Annotated in this window: 12 protein-coding genes; 6 read left to right on the top strand and 6 right to left on the bottom strand. The window is 69.1% G+C overall.

What is annotated here, in order from left to right:
* Positions 1 to 33 precede the first annotated feature (33 nt).
* Both ROZ00_09040 and ugpQ read left to right on the top strand, forming a co-directional pair.
* The gene (locus ROZ00_09040) at positions 34 to 1,320 is read left to right on the top strand and encodes an extracellular solute-binding protein (protein ID MDT3736356.1); all 1,287 of its coding nucleotides are present in this window, start codon (positions 34 to 36) and stop codon (positions 1,318 to 1,320) included.
* A gap of 14 nt (positions 1,321 to 1,334) precedes the next feature.
* Positions 1,335 to 2,063: a glycerophosphodiester phosphodiesterase gene (ugpQ, locus tag ROZ00_09035; protein MDT3736355.1), complete on the top strand. Its 729-nt coding sequence runs from the start codon at positions 1,335 to 1,337 to the stop codon at positions 2,061 to 2,063.
* A 14-nt stretch (positions 2,064 to 2,077) separates the two neighbouring features.
* Here the strand turns inward: ugpQ and glpK are convergent, their stop codons facing one another.
* Positions 2,078 to 3,565, bottom strand: a complete 1,488-nt coding sequence (gene glpK, locus ROZ00_09030) for a glycerol kinase GlpK (GenBank protein MDT3736354.1) — start codon at positions 3,563 to 3,565, stop codon at positions 2,078 to 2,080.
* Positions 3,566 to 3,694: 129 nt separating this feature from the next.
* Here glpK and ROZ00_09025 point away from each other — a divergent pair, with 129 nt between their 5' ends.
* The 4 genes from ROZ00_09025 (at position 3,695) to ROZ00_09010 (ending at position 10,401) form a co-directional block, all read left to right on the top strand.
* On the top strand, positions 3,695 to 6,634 hold the full coding sequence (locus tag ROZ00_09025) for a PAS domain S-box protein (protein ID MDT3736353.1): 2,940 nt from the start codon (positions 3,695 to 3,697) through the stop codon (positions 6,632 to 6,634).
* 85 nt (positions 6,635 to 6,719) lie between these two features.
* Entirely contained in the window at positions 6,720 to 9,332 is a 2,613-nt protein-coding gene (gene alaS, locus ROZ00_09020) for an alanine--tRNA ligase (GenBank protein ID MDT3736352.1), read from the top strand.
* Positions 9,332 to 9,811: an NUDIX domain-containing protein gene (locus ROZ00_09015; GenBank protein MDT3736351.1), complete on the top strand. Its 480-nt coding sequence runs from the start codon at positions 9,332 to 9,334 to the stop codon at positions 9,809 to 9,811. Before alaS ends, ROZ00_09015 begins: the two co-directional genes overlap by 1 nt.
* Complete coding sequence (locus ROZ00_09010; protein ID MDT3736350.1) at positions 9,808 to 10,401, top strand: DUF4202 domain-containing protein; 594 nt, start codon at positions 9,808 to 9,810, stop codon at positions 10,399 to 10,401. Before ROZ00_09015 ends, ROZ00_09010 begins: the two co-directional genes overlap by 4 nt.
* Here ROZ00_09010 and ROZ00_09005 read toward each other — a convergent pair.
* From ROZ00_09005 to waaF, 5 genes are read right to left on the bottom strand one after another with little or no spacing between them, the layout of a single operon-like run.
* On the bottom strand, positions 10,394 to 11,638 hold the full coding sequence (locus ROZ00_09005; GenBank protein MDT3736349.1) for an EAL domain-containing protein: 1,245 nt from the start codon (positions 11,636 to 11,638) through the stop codon (positions 10,394 to 10,396). The two genes, ROZ00_09010 and ROZ00_09005, sit on opposite strands and share 8 nt — an antisense overlap.
* Before the next feature lie 42 nt (positions 11,639 to 11,680).
* Positions 11,681 to 13,057 carry a phosphomannomutase/phosphoglucomutase gene (locus ROZ00_09000; GenBank protein ID MDT3736348.1) on the bottom strand — a complete coding sequence of 459 codons (1,377 nt, stop codon included), beginning with the start codon at positions 13,055 to 13,057 and terminating at the stop codon, positions 11,681 to 11,683.
* A gap of 34 nt (positions 13,058 to 13,091) precedes the next feature.
* Positions 13,092 to 14,051, bottom strand: a complete 960-nt coding sequence (locus ROZ00_08995; protein ID MDT3736347.1) for a hydrolase — start codon at positions 14,049 to 14,051, stop codon at positions 13,092 to 13,094.
* A complete protein-coding gene (locus tag ROZ00_08990) occupies positions 14,048 to 14,470 on the bottom strand; it encodes a nuclear transport factor 2 family protein (protein MDT3736346.1) in 423 nt (140 codons plus the stop codon). The genes ROZ00_08995 and ROZ00_08990 overlap by 4 nt, the downstream gene beginning before the upstream one ends.
* Entirely contained in the window at positions 14,467 to 15,477 is a 1,011-nt protein-coding gene (gene waaF, locus ROZ00_08985; protein ID MDT3736345.1) for a lipopolysaccharide heptosyltransferase II, read from the bottom strand. The genes ROZ00_08990 and waaF overlap by 4 nt, the downstream gene beginning before the upstream one ends.
* Position 15,478: the final 1 nt, after the last annotated feature.

The following is a 15,478-nucleotide window of genomic DNA, read 5'->3' as shown; positions in this document are numbered from 1 at the left end:
TATACCAACTTCACCCGAAGGGCCCGATTCCGCATGCTCCCCAAACTGCTTGCCGCCATCATTTTCGGCCTGTCCGCGCTGGCGCAGGCGGCCAAGGCGCCGCCGCCGCCGCCCGAGATCGTCTTCCGCCATGCCATGACCGGCGAGGCTGCCGCCGCGCTGGTCGAGTTCGTCGGACGCTTCAACGCCGAAAGCAGGTCCGGCAAGGTGGTCCTGCAGCATGTGGGCATGGCCGCCGATCCCCATCAGCTGCCGCACCTGGCCCTGCTCGAGGACGAGGAGTACCAGAAGTTCTTCGACAGCCACCCGCGCATGCTGCCGCTCTACAAGGTGATGGCCGGCGCGAAGGAGAAGTTCGACGCCGCCGCGCTTTTCCCCGTCCTCGCCGACGTCGTCGACGACAACAAGGGCCGCATCCAGGCGCTGCCGCTGGCGCTCTCGGTGCCGGTCCTGTACTACAACAAGGACACCTTCCGCAAGGCGAAACTCGACCCGGCGAAACCGCCCGTCACCTGGTGGGAGCTGCAGACGGCGGCCGGCAAGGTCTTCGACGTGGACCGCCGCTGCCCGTTCACCTCGTCCAACCCGGCCTGGGTGCTCCTGGAGAACGCCGCCACCCAGCACGGCGAACCGATCGTCAGTCCCGAGCAGGGCGGCAAGACCGGGCTGGTCCTCAACAACCTGGTGCAGGTCAAGCACGTGGCACTGCTGGCCAGCTGGCACAAGAGCTTCTATTTCCGCACCTTCGGCCCGGGCCGCGAGGCGGACGAGAAATTCATGTCGGGCGAATGCAGCATGCTGACGAGCGACTCCTCCCTGTACCTGCAGCTGCTGCGCCGCAAGCCCTTCGATTTCGGCGTCGCCGCCCTGCCGCACTACGACGACGTGCGCGGCGCGGCGCCCGGCCGCCTGTTGCCGGACGGCGCCGCACTGTGGGTGCTGGCGGGCAAGAAGAAGCCGGAATATGCGGTCGTGGCGAGCTTCATTTCCTTCATGATGCGGCCGGACGTGCAGCGGCAGTGGGTACGCAGCACCGGCTACCTGCCGATGACGCCCGCCGGGGTGGGCGGGCTGGCGGCGGAGGGTGCCCCCCCCGAGTTGCTGCGCAAGGCGGTGGAGCGCCTGTCGGACCGGCGATTCGCCTCCGCGGCCAAGCCCAAGGCCGTGTTCGGCATGAGCCGCGTGCGTGCCATCCTGCACGAGGAACTGGAAGCCGTCTGGGCCAACCTCAAGCCGGCCAAGGAAGCCCTGGATACGGCAGTCAGAAGGGGCAACCCGGTGCTGCAACCGATGCCGACCGACGGCACGGTGACCCGGTAGCCGCGGGGCGCCGCGTGTCCTGGCGCCATCCCCGCCTCATCGCCCATCGCGGCGGCGGCGCGCTGGCGCCGGAAAACACCCTCGCCGGGCTGCGCATCGCGGCCAGCCTCGGCTATCGCGCCGTCGAATTCGACGTCATGCTGTCGGCGGACGGCACGCCCGTCCTCATCCACGACGAAACCCTGGAACGCACGACCGACGGCCGCGGCCGCGTCGCCGACGCGAGCGATGCCGAGTTGGCCCGGCTGGATGCCGGCAGCTGGCACAGTGCGCAATTCGCCGGCGAGCCGCTGCCGTCGTTCGGCGATGCCGCCGGTTTGTGCCTGGCGCTGGGCCTGTGGGCGAATGTCGAAATCAAGCCGTCGGCGGGGCGCGAGGCGGAAACGGGCCGCAAGGTTGCACTGGAGGCGCGCGAGCTGTGGGCTGACGCTTCGCCGCCGCTGCTGTCCTCCTTCTCCCTCGAAGCGCTGGAGGCGGCCCGCGAGGCGGCGCCGGAACTGCCGCGCGGCCTGCTGTTCGAGGTGCCGCCGCCCGACTGGCAGCAGGCCTTTCGCCGCCTGGCGTGTTTTTCCCTGCATTGCAGCCGCCATTGCCTGACCCCGCAGCTGTTCGATGAAGTGCGGGCGGCCGGCATTCCGCTGCTCGTCTATACCGTCAACGACCCGGAGGACGCCGGCCTGCTCCTGCGCCAGGGCGTGGCGGCGATCTTCACGGACCGGATCGATCTGCTGGCACCCGCCTGAGCGGCGGCTGGGCCCTATTCTGCGAAAGTCAGTGCGCAACGGACGGCGCGGCGCCATTCCGCCATGCGCGCCGCCGCCGCAGCAGCCGGCAGGGCAGGCTCGAAGCTGCGCTCGCGCGCCCACTGCGCGGCGATTTCCTCGCGGTCGTGCCAGACGCCGGCGGCCAGGCCGGCGAGATAGGCGGCGCCGAGCGCGGTGGTTTCCTGGATGCGCGGCCGCACCACCGGCACGCCGAGCAGGTCGGCCTGGAACTGCATGAGCAGGTTGTTCGCGGTGGCGCCGCCATCGACGCGCAGCTCGGCCAGCGGCCGGCCGCAATCGGCCGCCATCGCCTGCACCAGTTCGGCCGACTGGAAGGCGATGGCCTCCAGCGCGGCGCGGGCGATGTGCGCGGCGCCGGTGCCGCGCGTCAGGCCGGCCAGCGTGCCGCGCACGTGCGGATTCCAGTGCGGCGCGCCGAGGCCGGCGAAGGCCGGCACGAAGACCACGCCGCCGGCATCCGGCACGCTGGCGGCGAGTGCCTCGATGTCCGACGCCTGGCGGATCAGGCCAAGCCCGTCGCGCAGCCACTGCACGACGGCGCCGGCGATGAAGACGCTGCCTTCCAGCGCATATTCGAGCGCCTCGCCGGTCTGCGCGGCGCAGGTGGCGATCAGCCCGTTGTTCGAGGCGACGGCGCGCCGGCCGGTGTGCATGAGCAGGAAGCAGCCGGTGCCGTAGGTGTTTTTCGCCATGCCCTCGCCGTGGCAGGCCTGGCCGAACAGCGCGGCCTGCTGGTCGCCCGCCATGCCGCCGATGGGAATCGCCGCGCCGAACAGGTCCGGCACCGCCTCGCCGCACAGCGCGCTGGAGCGCACGACGCGCGGCAGCAGCTCGCGCGGGATGTCGAACAGCGCCAGCAATTCGTCGTCCCAGTCGCCGGCGTGGATGTCGAAGAGCGCCGTGCGCGAGGCGTTCGAGGGATCGGTGACATGCAGCCGGCCGCCGGTGAGGTTCCAGGCGAGCCAGCTGTCGACGGTGCCGAAGGCCAGCTCGCCGCGGCGCGCGCGGTCGCGCGCGCCGGGCACATGGTCGAGCAGCCAGGCGAGCTTGGTGGCGGAGAAATACGGATCGAGCACCAGGCCGGTTTTGGCGCGCACCTGCGCCTCGGCGCCCGCTGCTTTCAGTTTCCCGCAGGCCTCGGCGGTGCGCCGGTCCTGCCAGACGAGGGCGTTGTGGAGGGGGCGGCCTGTCGCGCGCTCCCACAGCACCGTGGTCTCGCGCTGGTTGGCGATGCCGATCGCGGCGATGTCGGCTGCGCTCGCGCCGGACTGGCGCAGGGCATCCTGTGCGACGGCGAGCTGGTCGCGCCAGATCTCGACGGGGTCGTGCTCGACCCAGCCCGGCTGCGGAAAGATCTGGCGCAGCTCCTTCCGCGCGCTCGCCAGTTCGCGGCCCCGGGCATCGAAGACGATGGCGCGGGAACTGGTGGTGCCCTGGTCGAGCGCGAGCAGAAGAGTCATTTTGCGATGCCGGAGCGTTAAATACTTCCGGATATTGCCGTAAGCGTTATAGTAACTTAGCGTTGCCGAAGGGGATTCGATGGGTTCAGCAAGAACAACAACACCGGGCCGGAGAGGGGTCAGCTAAACATGCGCCTGAGAGCAAAGCTGGCGCTCGGCCTGACGGCCATGCTGGCCGTGCTGGCGCTGGCGGCGGCCTGGCTGTCCTGGCTGGGCGTGCGCCAGGAAATCAAGACCGGCGTCGCCAACCAGTTGCATTCCCTTGTCAGCTATGCCGCGAGAGGCATGGACAACGACCTCGGCATCGCCCTGGAGACGACCCAGGCGGTGGCCCGGGGCGTGCCGTCCATCGCCATCGGCTCAAGAGAAGCCATTGAGCACTACATGAGCCACTTGCCGATGCCGATGGGCGCCATCGACCGCTGCCTCGCCCTGTCGCCCGACGGACGGGCGCTGGCCCAGCAGCCTCCCTTGCCGGTGATCCAGGACGGGAATTTTGCCGACCGGGAATACTTCCGCGAGGTCATGGCAACGCGGGCCGCCGTGATCTCCAAACCGATACGGGGGAAGGTCAGCGGCGCGCCGGTGGTGGTCGTTGCCGCCCCCAGCCTGGCTCGAGACGGCAGGATCGACCTGGTGGTGGCCTGCACCCTGAACCTGCTCAACGAGCGCCTGTTCGGCGAGGCCCGAACCGCCCTCATCGGCCGGACCGGCTACCTGTATGTCGCCTCGCGGGACCGCAAGCTGGTGCTCCACCCCGACAAGTCGCGGATACTCGCCGACTCTCCCCCGGTCGGGGCGAACCCCGCCGCGGACAGGGCCGGCGAGGGCTTCGAGGGCACCGAGGAAAGCGAGAACAGCAGCGGGCTCCGTGCGCTCATGAGCTTCAAGCAGCTGAAGAAGACGAACTGGTTCGTCGCGGGCGTCTATCCCCTGGATGAGGCGTATACACCTCTGCATGAAGCGCGCGGCAAGGTGATCGCGGTCGCGCTTTCGTCCATGCTGGCCTGCGCGCTGTGCGCCTGGCTGCTCGCCGGCCTGTTGGTGCGGCCTGTCGAGCGATTGACGCGGCAGGTCAGCGCGCAGCGCGATCGTCCGGATGCGGCCGTGCCCCGCTTGTCGATGCGCGAGGACGAGGTCGGGGAACTGGCGCAGGCCTTCTACGGCCTGCTGGCGCAGTTGCGGGAACGCGAGCGCAGCCTGCGCATCTCGGAGGACAAGTTCGCCAAGGCCTTTCAGTCCAATCCGGACTTCATCATGATCAGCCGGATATCCGATGGACGGATCGTCGAGGTGAATCGGGGATTCGAGATATTGACCGGCTATTCCGCCGCCGAGGCGGTGGGACGCACGACCGCCGATCTCGGATTGTGGGCCGACCGGGCGGAGCGCGAGGAAATGATCGGCCGCCTCATGGCGCACGGCAACGTGCGGGATTTCGATGCCCGCTTCGTCACCAAGGACGGCAGCATCCGCGACGTGCTGAGCTCCGCGACGATCATCGAGCTCGACGGCGAGCCGCATCTGATCGGCACCTCGCGCGACATCACGGAACTGAAGCGTGCCCAGGAGGCATTGCGGCGCTCCGAGGAACGCTTCGCCAAGGCCTTCAACGCCAACCCCAACTACGCCACGGTCAGCCGGCTCGAGGATGGCCGCTTCGTCGCCGTGAACAAGGGCTTCGAGCGGCTGACCGGCTGGAAGACGCAGGAGGCGCTCGGCCGGACGGCGCTGGAGATCGGCCTGTGGGCCGAGCCCGCCGAGCGGGAGGAACTGGTGCGCCGATTGCGGGAAGCGGGTGAATGGCACGGCTTCAAGGTGCATTTCCGCAAGAAGAGCGGCGAGGTCATCCTGGTCGAGGGTTCCTGCGTGCTCGCCGAGATCGGCGGCGAGCAGCAGATCATCGGCGTCGGCCGGGACATCACCGAAGTGCAGCGCGCCCAGGATGCGCTGCGCCAGTCCGAGGAAAAGTTCGCCAAGGTCTTCCATGCCAGCCCCGACTGGATCGTCATCGTCCGGCTCGAAGACGGCCTGATTCTGGACGCCAACGAGGGCTTCCAGCGCCTGAGCGGTTTTTCGGTCGATGAAGCCGTCGGCCATACCACCGTCGAGTTGGGTCTCTGGGCATATCCCGAGAAGCGCAGCCGCTTCCTGGCCGACCTCAAGGCCAGGGGGAGCGTCAGCAACGTGGAATTCGAGGTGCGCACGAAGGACGGCACGCTGCGCGACATGCTGACGTCCTCGGTCGCCATCGAGATCGGCGGCACGCCCTGCATGATTTCCATCGTGCGGGATGTGTCCGACCAGCGGCGTGCCGAGGAGGAGATCCGCAACCTCAACGTCGACCTCGAGCATCGCGTGCGCGAGCGCACCATGGAGCTGGAGGAGGCGATCCGCGAGCTGGAGAGCTTCAGCTATTCCGTCTCCCACGACCTGCGTTCCCCCTTGCGCGCCATCGCCGGCTATGCCAAGGTGATCGAGGAGGATTACGCGCCCCAGATCGGCGCCGAGGGCCGGGGGCAGCTCGACCGCATCATCTCCAACGCCATCCGCATGGGCGAGCTGATCGACGACATGCTCGACTTTGCCCGAATCGGCCGCGTCGAGCTGAAGCGCGCGCCGATCGACATGGCGAGCCTGGCGCGCGAGGTGCTGTCGGAACTGCCCGAGGCCGGCGCCGGACGCAGGATCGATGTGCGCATCGGGCCGATGCCGACGGTCCGGGCCGACCGCAGCCTGATCCGGCAGGTCTGGCTCAATCTGCTGGGCAATGCCCTGAAGTTCACACGACAGTGCGAACAGGCCGTGGTCGAAGCGGGCGGCGCGGTCGAGGCGGGCGAAGCCTGCTTCTTCGTGCGCGACAATGGCGCCGGCTTCGACATGGCCTTCGCCGGCAAGCTGTTCCACGTCTTCCAGCGCCTGCACCGGGACTCCGCCTTCGAGGGCACCGGGGTCGGCCTCGCCATCGTCGCCCGCGTCGTCCAGCGCCATGGCGGGCGGGTCTGGGCGGAGGGTGCGCCGGGACAGGGCGCCACCTTCCATTTCTCCCTCCCCGTCACCTCTCTTTGAAGCCTGCCCGGCCGGGGCGGCGCCGGGGCTTCGATGCTAAAATCCGACCTCTTTGCGCCGCAGGGCGCCTTTCGCACCGACTGCCATGAAAAGCGCTGAAATCCGCCAGAAATTCCTCGACTACTTCGCCTCGAAGGGGCATGCCATCGTCGCTTCCAGCCCGCTGGTGCCCGGCAACGACCCGACGCTGCTGTTCACCAACGCCGGCATGGTGCAGTTCAAGGACGTCTTCCTCGGCCACGACAAGCGGCCCTACGCGCGCGCCACCACCTCGCAGCGTTGTGTCCGCGCCGGCGGCAAGCACAACGACCTGGAGAACGTCGGCTACACGGCGCGCCACCACACCTTCTTCGAGATGCTCGGCAATTTCAGCTTCGGCGACTACTTCAAGCGCGACGCCATCCGCTACGCCTGGGAACTGATCACGGAGGTGTACGGCATCCCCAAGGAGAAGCTGTGGACCACGGTCTACCACGAGGACGACGAGGCCTACGAGATCTGGACGCGCGAGATCGGCGTGCCGGCCGACCGCTGCGTGCGCATCGGCGACAAGCCGGGCGCGCCGAAGTTCACCTCGGACAACTTCTGGCAGATGGCCGACACCGGCCCCTGCGGCCCCTGCAGCGAGATCTTCTACGACCACGGCGCCGGCATCGAGGGCGGCCCGCCCGGCTCGCCGGACGCCGACGGCGACCGCTACATCGAGATATGGAACCTGGTCTTCATGCAGTTCAACCGCGACGAGCAGGGCGTGCTGCATCCGCTGCCCAAGCCCAGCGTCGACACCGGCATGGGCCTCGAGCGCCTGGCCGCCGTGCTGCAGCATGTGCATTCCAACTACGAGATCGACCTGTTCCAGGACCTGATCCGCGCCGCCGCCCGCGAGACGGGGGCGAAGGATCTGGTCAACCCGAGCCTGCGCGTCATCGCCGACCACATCCGCGCCTGTTCCTTCCTCGTCGTCGACGGCGTGATTCCCGGCTCGGACGGCCGCGGCTACGTGCTCCGCCGCATCATCCGCCGCGCCATCCGCCACGGCTACAAGCTCGGCCAGAAGCAGCCCTTCTTCCATCGCCTGGTGGCGGACCTGTCGCACGCCATGGGCAAGGCCTATCCGGAGCTGCCGGCGGCGGCCGAACGCGTCGCCGAGGTGTTGAAGGCCGAGGAGGAGCGCTTCGCCGAGACGCTTGAGCACGGCATGGCCCTGCTCGAGGCGGCGCTGGCCTCGCCCTCGAAGCGCCTCGACGGCGAGACCGCTTTCAAGCTTTACGACACCTTCGGCTTCCCGCTCGACCTCACCGCGGACATGTGCCGCGAGCGCGGCTTCACGCTCGACCAGGCCGGCTTCGACGCCGCCATGGAGCGCCAGCGCGAGCAGGCGCGCGCCGCCTCGAAGTTCGTCATGAAGGGCGCGCTGGAGTACTCGGGCGTGGCCACCGCCTTCCACGGCTACGACACGCTGGTGCATGAAGGCGCCATCGTCGCCCTCTACAAGGACGGCGCCGAGGTGAACGAACTGACTTCGGGCGACGCCGGCGTGGTGGTGCTCGACCACACGCCGTTCTACGCCGAATCCGGCGGCCAGGTCGGCGACCGCGGGCTGCTCGAATCCGCCCACGGCGCCTTCGAAGTCGACGACACGCAGAAGATCCAGGCCGACGTCTTCGGCCACCAGGGCACGGTGAAGCTGGGCAAGCTCACCGTCGGCAACACCGTGCAGGCCAAGGTCGACATGGCCTCGCGCGCCGCCACAGTGCGCAACCATTCCGCCACCCACCTCATGCACAAGGCCCTGCGCGAGGTGCTCGGCACGCATGTCCAGCAGAAGGGCTCGCTGGTGAATCCCGCCCGCACGCGCTTCGACTTCGCCCACCATGCGCCGATGACCGACGACGAGATCCGCCGCGTCGAACAGATCGTCAACCGCGAGATCCTCGCCAACGCCGAGGCGTGCGCCCGCGTCATGGCCTTCGACGACGCCGTGAAGTCCGGCGCCATGGCGCTGTTCGGCGAGAAGTACGGCGACAGCGTGCGCGTGCTGGACATCGGCAGCTCGCGCGAGCTGTGCGGCGGCACCCACGTCTCGCGCACCGGTGACATCGGCTTCTTCAAGATCGTCGCCGAGGGCGGCGTCGCCTCGGGCATCCGCCGCGTCGAGGCCGTCACCGGCGAGAATGCGCTGGAAGTCGTGCAGCAGCAGGAGCGCGAACTCGCCGAGGTGGCTGCCGCCGTCAAGGCGCAGCCGCAGGAGATCGCCGCCCGCGTCGGCCAGGTGCTCGACCACGTCAAGGCGCTGGAGAAGGAACTGGCGCGTCTGAAATCGAAAGCGGCGGCCAGCCAGGGCGACGATCTCGCCGGCCAGGCCGCCGAGGTGAAGGGCGCCAGGGTGCTCGCCGCCGTGCTGGAAGGCGCCGACGCCAAGGCGCTGCGCGAGACGCTGGACAAGCTCAAGGACAAGCTGAAATCCTGCGTCGTCGTGCTCGGCGCCGCCGCCGACGGCAAGGCCGCGCTCATCGCCGGCGTCAGCAGCGACCTCACCGGCAAGGTGAAGGCCGGCGAGTTGGTGAACTTCGTCGCCCAGCAGGTCGGCGGCAAGGGCGGCGGCCGCCCCGACATGGCCCAGGCCGGCGGCACGCAGCCGGAGCACCTCGGCAAGGCGCTCGCCTCCGTGCGGGCCTGGGTCGAAGCCAAGCTCTGATGCGCTTCTGCCCGCGCTGCGCCTCCCCGCTCGACGGGCGCGAGATCGCAGGGCGCGCGCGGCTGTCTTGCCCGGATGCGTCCTGCGGCTACGTCTTCTGGGACAACCCGCTGCCGGTGCTGGCCGGCCTGGTCGAGCGCGACGGACTGATCGTGCTGGCGCGCAACCACGCCTGGCCGGAGAAGATGTTCGGCCTCGTCACCGGCTTCATGGAGCGCGACGAGACGCCGGAGGAGGGCGTGGCGCGCGAGGTGCAGGAAGAGTTGGGCCTGGCCACGCTTTCCACGAACCTGATCGGTGTCTACCCCTTCCAGCGCAAGAACGAGCTCATCCTCGCCTACCATGTCGTCGCGGCGGGCGAGATCGTATTGAACGAGGAACTCGCCGAGTTCCGCCTCATCCCGCCGGAGAAACTGCGCCCCTGGGATTTCGGCACGGGCCTGGCGATCCGCGACTGGCTGGCAAGGAGAATTTCATGATCGCAGACCCAAAACGCTTCGACGCCGCCATCGCGGCCTTCGACGCTGCCAACGCCGAGGACCCGAACCGCGACGAAGGCCAGCCCAAGGAATTGCTCTACGCGCAGCGCATGAGCGCCATGCTGGAACGCTTCTCGCCCGATGCTCCCGAGTCGGTGCGGCTCGCCGTGCGCGCCCAGCACATCCAGCGCTGGAAGACGCCGCGCGCGAGCTATCCGATGGATCGCCAGGGCTACCTGCAATGGCGAACCGGCCTCTACAGGTTCCACGCCGAGACCGCCGGCCGCATCCTGCGGGAAACCGGCTACGACGCCGAGACGATCGAGCGCGTCCAGGCCGCCGTCGGCAAGAAGGGCCTCAAGGTGAACGCCGAGACGCAGCTGCTCGAGGACGTCACCGACCTGGTGTTCCTCGAGCACTACCTCGCCGGCTTCGCCGCGCAGCACCCCGACTACGACGAGGCGAAGTGGATCGAGATCATCCGCAAGACCTGGCAGAAGATGTCGGCGGAGGCGCGCGCCTTCGTCCTCGCCGGAAAAGTCAGCCTCCCCGAGGCGCTGACCCCGCTGATCCTCAAGGCGGTCAGCTAGCCGATTCGCTGCCGATGCTGTTGGCCCAGGCGAGCGCCTGAGTGAGGAGGGCGTTGACGCGCTCGTTGTCCAGGCCGGGCAGTTCCGCGGTGAGGGCGAAGCAGGACGCCATGTCGCTTTCCTCCTGCTTCTCCGCCAGCAGGAGCATTTTCCCGAGTATGTCCGAGCGGCTCTCCAGGGCCTCGCGCACGTCCGGCGCGACGTGCAGGCTGGCGATCACCTCGTCGATCGGGACGTGCAGCAGGGCCGGCATGAGCGACATGATGCCGGTCATGAAGGCGCGATCCTCGAAATCGGGGCTGGCGCCCATCAGGTCGCCGGCCAGCAGCTCCATGAAGCGTCCGCGCGTGGCGGCTACCTGCAGCAGGGGATTGGCCCCGCCCCCGGAGGGATTGGTGTAGAGCAGCAGTTGCAGCCAGCGCTGCAGCTGGCGACGCCCCAATACGGTGATGGCGTGGCGCAGCGAAGTCACTTTCTGGCGCAGGCCCGAGGCCGCCGAGTTGGTCAGGCGCATCAGGTTCAGCGTCAGCCCCGGCGCCTGCTTGAAGACGTCCTCGATCAGGGGCGTTTCGGCATCGTCGAGGATCAGGCCGAGCAGCCGCATCAGCGTCAGCTCGGAATGCGTCAGCTTCTTGCCGGCGATGATCGCCGGCTTGGCGAAGTAGTAGCCCTGGAACAGCTCGAAGCCGAGGTCGAGGCAGGTTTTGACCTGTGCCTCGTCGTCCACCTTCTCGGCCAGCAGCTTGACCTTCCAGGGGCGCAGCGCCTTGACGGTCCTTTCCAGGGTGGCGGCGTCCATCCCCATCAGGTCCACCTTGACGATGTCGGCCAGCTCGAGAATCGGCGCGTGCTTTTCCTCGAAGGCGACGAAGTCGTCCAGCGCCAGGGCGTAGCCCCTGTCCTTCAGCTCGCGGCAGCGGGCGACCACCGCCGGCGTGAGCTCGACGGTCTCCAGCACCTCGAGCACGAATTTTTCCTTGGGCAGCAGCTCGATGGCGTCGCTCGCCAGCATGCGCGCGTCGAGGTTGACGAAGCCCAGGTAGGGGCCGAGCGCCGCCTCCAGCCCGAGTTCGGAAAAGACGTGGCTGAGAACCGTGGCCGTGGCGGCCAGGTCGTCGGTGACCTCGGCGCTGTTCTGCGTGCCGCGGCGGAACAGCAGCTCGTAGGCGTAGAGCCGCTGGTAGCGGTCGAGGATCGGCTGGCGGCCGATGAAGATATCCTGGGCGGGCTCCGGCATAAGCTCGGTTTACGGCCCGCCGCCGGGAATCTTGAGCGCCCGTCAGAAGGACTGCAGCAGGTCGGGCCGCGCCCGGCGCAGGACGCGGCGGAAGTCGGCCTGGATGCGCGCCAGGGCGGCCGCATCGTCGGCCTCGAAGCGCAGCACCAGCACCGGCGTGGTGTTGGAGGCGCGCATCAGGCCGAAGCCGTCGGCGTATTCCGCGCGCAAGCCGTCGAGGGTGATGATCTCCTGCGCCCCTTCGAAGCGCGCCGTCTTCTGCAGCTCGGCGATGAGGGCGTGCGGCTCGCCTTCCTGCATCTTCAGATTGAGCTCAGGGGTGCTCACCGCGTTGGGCAGGTGCTTGAGCGGCCAGTTGGCGTCCTGCCAGCGCGAGACGATCTCCAGCAGGCGGGCGCCGGCGTAGAGGCCGTCGTCGAAACCGTACCAGCGCTCCTTGAAGAAGGTGTGGCCGCTCATCTCGCCGGCGAGCGGGGCGCCGGTCTCCTTCAGCTTGGCCTTGATCAGCGCATGGCCGGTCATCCACATCAGCGGCCTGCCGCCCTGGTGGCGGATGGAGCGGGCCAGGTTGCGCGAGCATTTCACGTCGTAAATGATTTGCGCGCCGGGATTGCGCGCCAGCACGTCGGCGGCGAAGAGCATCAGCTGGCGGTCCGGGTAGATGATCTCGCCGTCCTTGGTCACCACGCCGAGGCGGTCGCCGTCGCCGTCGAAGGCGATGCCCAGTTCGGCATCGGTTTCCTGCAGGGCGCGGATGACGTCCTTGAGGTTGTCCGGCTTGGACGGGTCGGGGTGGTGGTTGGGGAAGGTGCCGTCCACCTGGCAGAACAGCTCGACCAGCTCGCAGCCCATGCGGCGGAACAGCTCGGGCGCGACGGCGCCGGCGACCCCGTTGCCGCAGTCCACGACAATTTTCATCTTCCGCGACAGCTTGACGTCGGAGACGATGCGGTCGAGGTAGTCCTGGCGCACATCCACCCGGGTGATCCTGCCGCTGCCTGCGGCGAGGCGGCCCTCGACCAGGCGCGTGCGCAGCGCCGTGATGGCCGTGCTGTGCAGGGTGTCGCCGGCCAGCATGATCTTGAAGCCGTTGTAGTCGGGCGGGTTGTGGCTGCCGGTGACCATCACCGCGCTGCCGGTCTTCAGGTGGTGGGCGGCGAAGTAGCCGAGCGGCGTCGGCACCATGCCGATGTCGGCGACGTCGACGCCGCTGGCGCAGATGCCTTCCATCAGGGCCTGCGACAACTCCGGCCCGGACAGCCGGCCGTCGCGGCCGACGACGACGGTCTTCACCTTCCTGTCGCGCGCCTCGGAGCCGATGGCGCGGCCGATCGAATACACGGCGTCGCGCGTCAGTGTCTTGCCGACGATGCCGCGGATGTCGTAGGCCTTGAAAATCTCGGGGGCTGGAATCTGCATGTCGATACCTCGCTTGGTTGCGCCCATTATCCCATCATGCGGCCTGCTCGAAGAAGGCCAGCAGCCGCTGCGGCAGCCAGTCGAGATGGCCGGGAAACGTGCCCGAGACAAAGCCGGCATGGCCGCCGCCGTCCGGGTAGTCGAGCGTGACCGAAGCCGCGACTTCCCGTGCGCCGGGCAGGGCCCGCCGCGGCAGGAAGGGGTCGTTCAGTGCATTCAGCACCAGCGCGGGCAGGCGCACCCCCGGCAGCCAGGGCTTGCTGCTGGCGCGGCGCCAGTAGTCGCCGGCACCCTTGAAGCCATGCACGGGCGCGGTGACGGCGTCATCGAACTCGTAGAGGTTGCGGGCGGCGCGCATGCGCGCCCCGTCGAAGAGGCCGGGGAAGCGCGCCAGCTTGGCATCGGCAGTCACTTTCAGCGTCGCCAGGAAGTGGCGGGCGTAGACCAGGCTGAAGCCCTGCTGCAGCGCCTGCCCGGCGGCGGTGAGATCGAGCGGCGCGCAGACGCCGGCGACGGCCTGCACCACGTCGCGCGCGTCGCCTTCCTGTTCGCCGGCCCATTTCAGCAGGGCATTGCCGCCGAGCGAGACGCCGGCGGCGAAGAGCGTCCGCCGGGGGAACAGGGTGCGCATGCGCCGCAGCACCCAGTCGATCTCGGCCGAGTCGCCCGAGTGGTAGGCGCGCGGCAGGCGGTTCGGCTCGCCCGAGCAGCCGCGGAAGTGCGGCACTGCGCCGCACCAGCCGCGCTGCGCCAGCGCGCGCATCAGGGCGCCGGCGTAGTGGCTGGCCGAACTGCCCTCGAGGCCGTGGAAGAGCACCGCCAGCGGGGCGTCTGCCGCCTGCGTCGCGTCCAGCCAGTCGACGTCGATGAAGTCGCCGTCCGGCGTCTCCCAGCGCTCGCGCCGGTAGGGCGGTGGCGCGTCCTTGCGCAGGATCGGCCAGATGGTCTGGGCGTGACCACCGGGCAGCCAGGAGGGGGCGGCGTAAGGGGTCAATGCAGCGTGGCGGAGATGTCGGCGGCCAGCGGCGCCGGCGCGCAGGAGGCATGGCGCGACAGCAGGTGCCAGCCCTGGGCGCCGCGCACATAGACGTTGCTGGCGATGACGGGCGGGCGCGGCACTTCCTCGCCCGGCACCGAGTAGTGCTCGTGCGTGCTGTGCAGGGCGAGCAGGATGCCTTGGCGGTGCACCGCGTCGGACAGGCGCACGCTGGCGCGCTGGCCGCTGGCGAAGATCTGCCGCCAGCTTTCGCGCACGGCGGCGAAGCCGGCGATGCGCTCGCCGTTGGGGTGGGTGCACAGCACCTCCTCGTCCTCTGCCCAGATGGCCATCATGGCGTCGAGGTCGGCGCGCTCCAGCGCGTCGTAGAAGGCCGCTTCGGCGTCCTGCGGCGTGGCGAAGAAACGCATGGTCATGACAACATCTCCTTGATTTCTCCGAACACTCTTTCCGGCGCGAGATCGTTCAGGCATTTGAAATGCCCGAGCGGGCATTCCCGCTTGAAACAGGGGCTGCATTCCAGGCCGAGGCTGAGCAGCCTCGCCTGCTTCGACAGCGGCGGCGTGTAGGTCGTGCTGGACGAGCCGTAGAGCGCCACCAGCGGGCGGTCGAGCGCGGCGGCGACGTGCATCAGGCCGGAGTCGTTGCTCACCACCAGCCGCGCGCAGGAGAGCAGGTCGATGGCCTGGCCGAGGTCGGTGCGTCCGCACAGGTTGCGCGCGGCGCCGCCGGACAACTGTTCGATCTCCGCGCCGATGGGCGCGTCCTTCGCCGAGCCGACGATCCAGACGGGAAAGTCAGTCGCCGCGAGACGGCGCGCCAGTTCGGCGAAATGGCGCGCCGGCCAGCGCTTGGCCGGCCCGTACTCGGCGCCGGGGCAGAAGGCGACCGGGGCCGGCGCAGCGGACAGCCCGAGCGCCGTCAGGGTGGCGCGGACGGACTCGGCGTCGACCTCGAGATGCGGTGCGGCGAGCGGCGCGGGCATCGCAGTGCCGACGTCCTCCGCCAGCAGTGCGTAGCGCTGGGCCAGCTGCGGCAGGGCCGTCTCGTCGAGCCGGTGGATGCGGTTGAGCAGCAGGTGGCGCGCTTCGCCCCTGAAGCCGATGCGCTGCGGAATGCCGGCGAAGCAGGGCAGCAGGGCGGACTTCCAGGAATTCGGCAAGACGATTGCCGCGTCGTAGCCCTCGCGCGCGAGTTCGCGCCCCGCGCGCCAGCGGCCGGCGAGGTTGAATTCGCCGTGGGCAAAGGGGTTGGGAATCACGCGGCGAATCTCGCGCATGCGCGAGAGCACCGGCGCCGCCCAGGCCGGCGCAAAGGCGTCGAGGGCGAGGCCGGGGTGATTGTCGTGCAGCCGCTTGAGGAGCGGCTGCGCGAGGATGGTGTCGCCGATCCAGGAGGGGGCGACGACGAGGGCTTTCCGCATC

Source organism: Denitratisoma sp. (assembly GCA_032027165.1).
In the GTDB taxonomy this organism is placed as follows: Bacteria; Pseudomonadota; Gammaproteobacteria; order Burkholderiales; family Rhodocyclaceae; genus Desulfobacillus.
The sequence above is the reverse complement of the archived record's forward strand: the minus strand, read 5'-3'. Positions and strand labels throughout refer to the sequence as shown.

Coding starts and splice junctions, on each gene's coding strand:
- ROZ00_09000 (MDT3736348.1), bottom strand. CDS start 13,057: ATGCAGATTCCAGCCCCCGAGATTTTCAAGGCCTACGACATCCGCGGC.
- ROZ00_09025 (MDT3736353.1), top strand. CDS start 3,695: ATGCGCCTGAGAGCAAAGCTGGCGCTCGGCCTGACGGCCATGCTGGCC.
- ROZ00_09010 (MDT3736350.1), top strand. CDS start 9,808: ATGATCGCAGACCCAAAACGCTTCGACGCCGCCATCGCGGCCTTCGAC.
- ROZ00_08990 (MDT3736346.1), bottom strand. CDS start 14,470: ATGACCATGCGTTTCTTCGCCACGCCGCAGGACGCCGAAGCGGCCTTC.
- waaF (MDT3736345.1), bottom strand. CDS start 15,477: ATGCGGAAAGCCCTCGTCGTCGCCCCCTCCTGGATCGGCGACACCATC.
- alaS (MDT3736352.1), top strand. CDS start 6,720: ATGAAAAGCGCTGAAATCCGCCAGAAATTCCTCGACTACTTCGCCTCG.
- glpK (MDT3736354.1), bottom strand. CDS start 3,565: ATGACTCTTCTGCTCGCGCTCGACCAGGGCACCACCAGTTCCCGCGCC.
- ROZ00_09005 (MDT3736349.1), bottom strand. CDS start 11,638: ATGCCGGAGCCCGCCCAGGATATCTTCATCGGCCGCCAGCCGATCCTC.
- ROZ00_09015 (MDT3736351.1), top strand. CDS start 9,332: ATGCGCTTCTGCCCGCGCTGCGCCTCCCCGCTCGACGGGCGCGAGATC.
- ROZ00_09040 (MDT3736356.1), top strand. CDS start 34: ATGCTCCCCAAACTGCTTGCCGCCATCATTTTCGGCCTGTCCGCGCTG.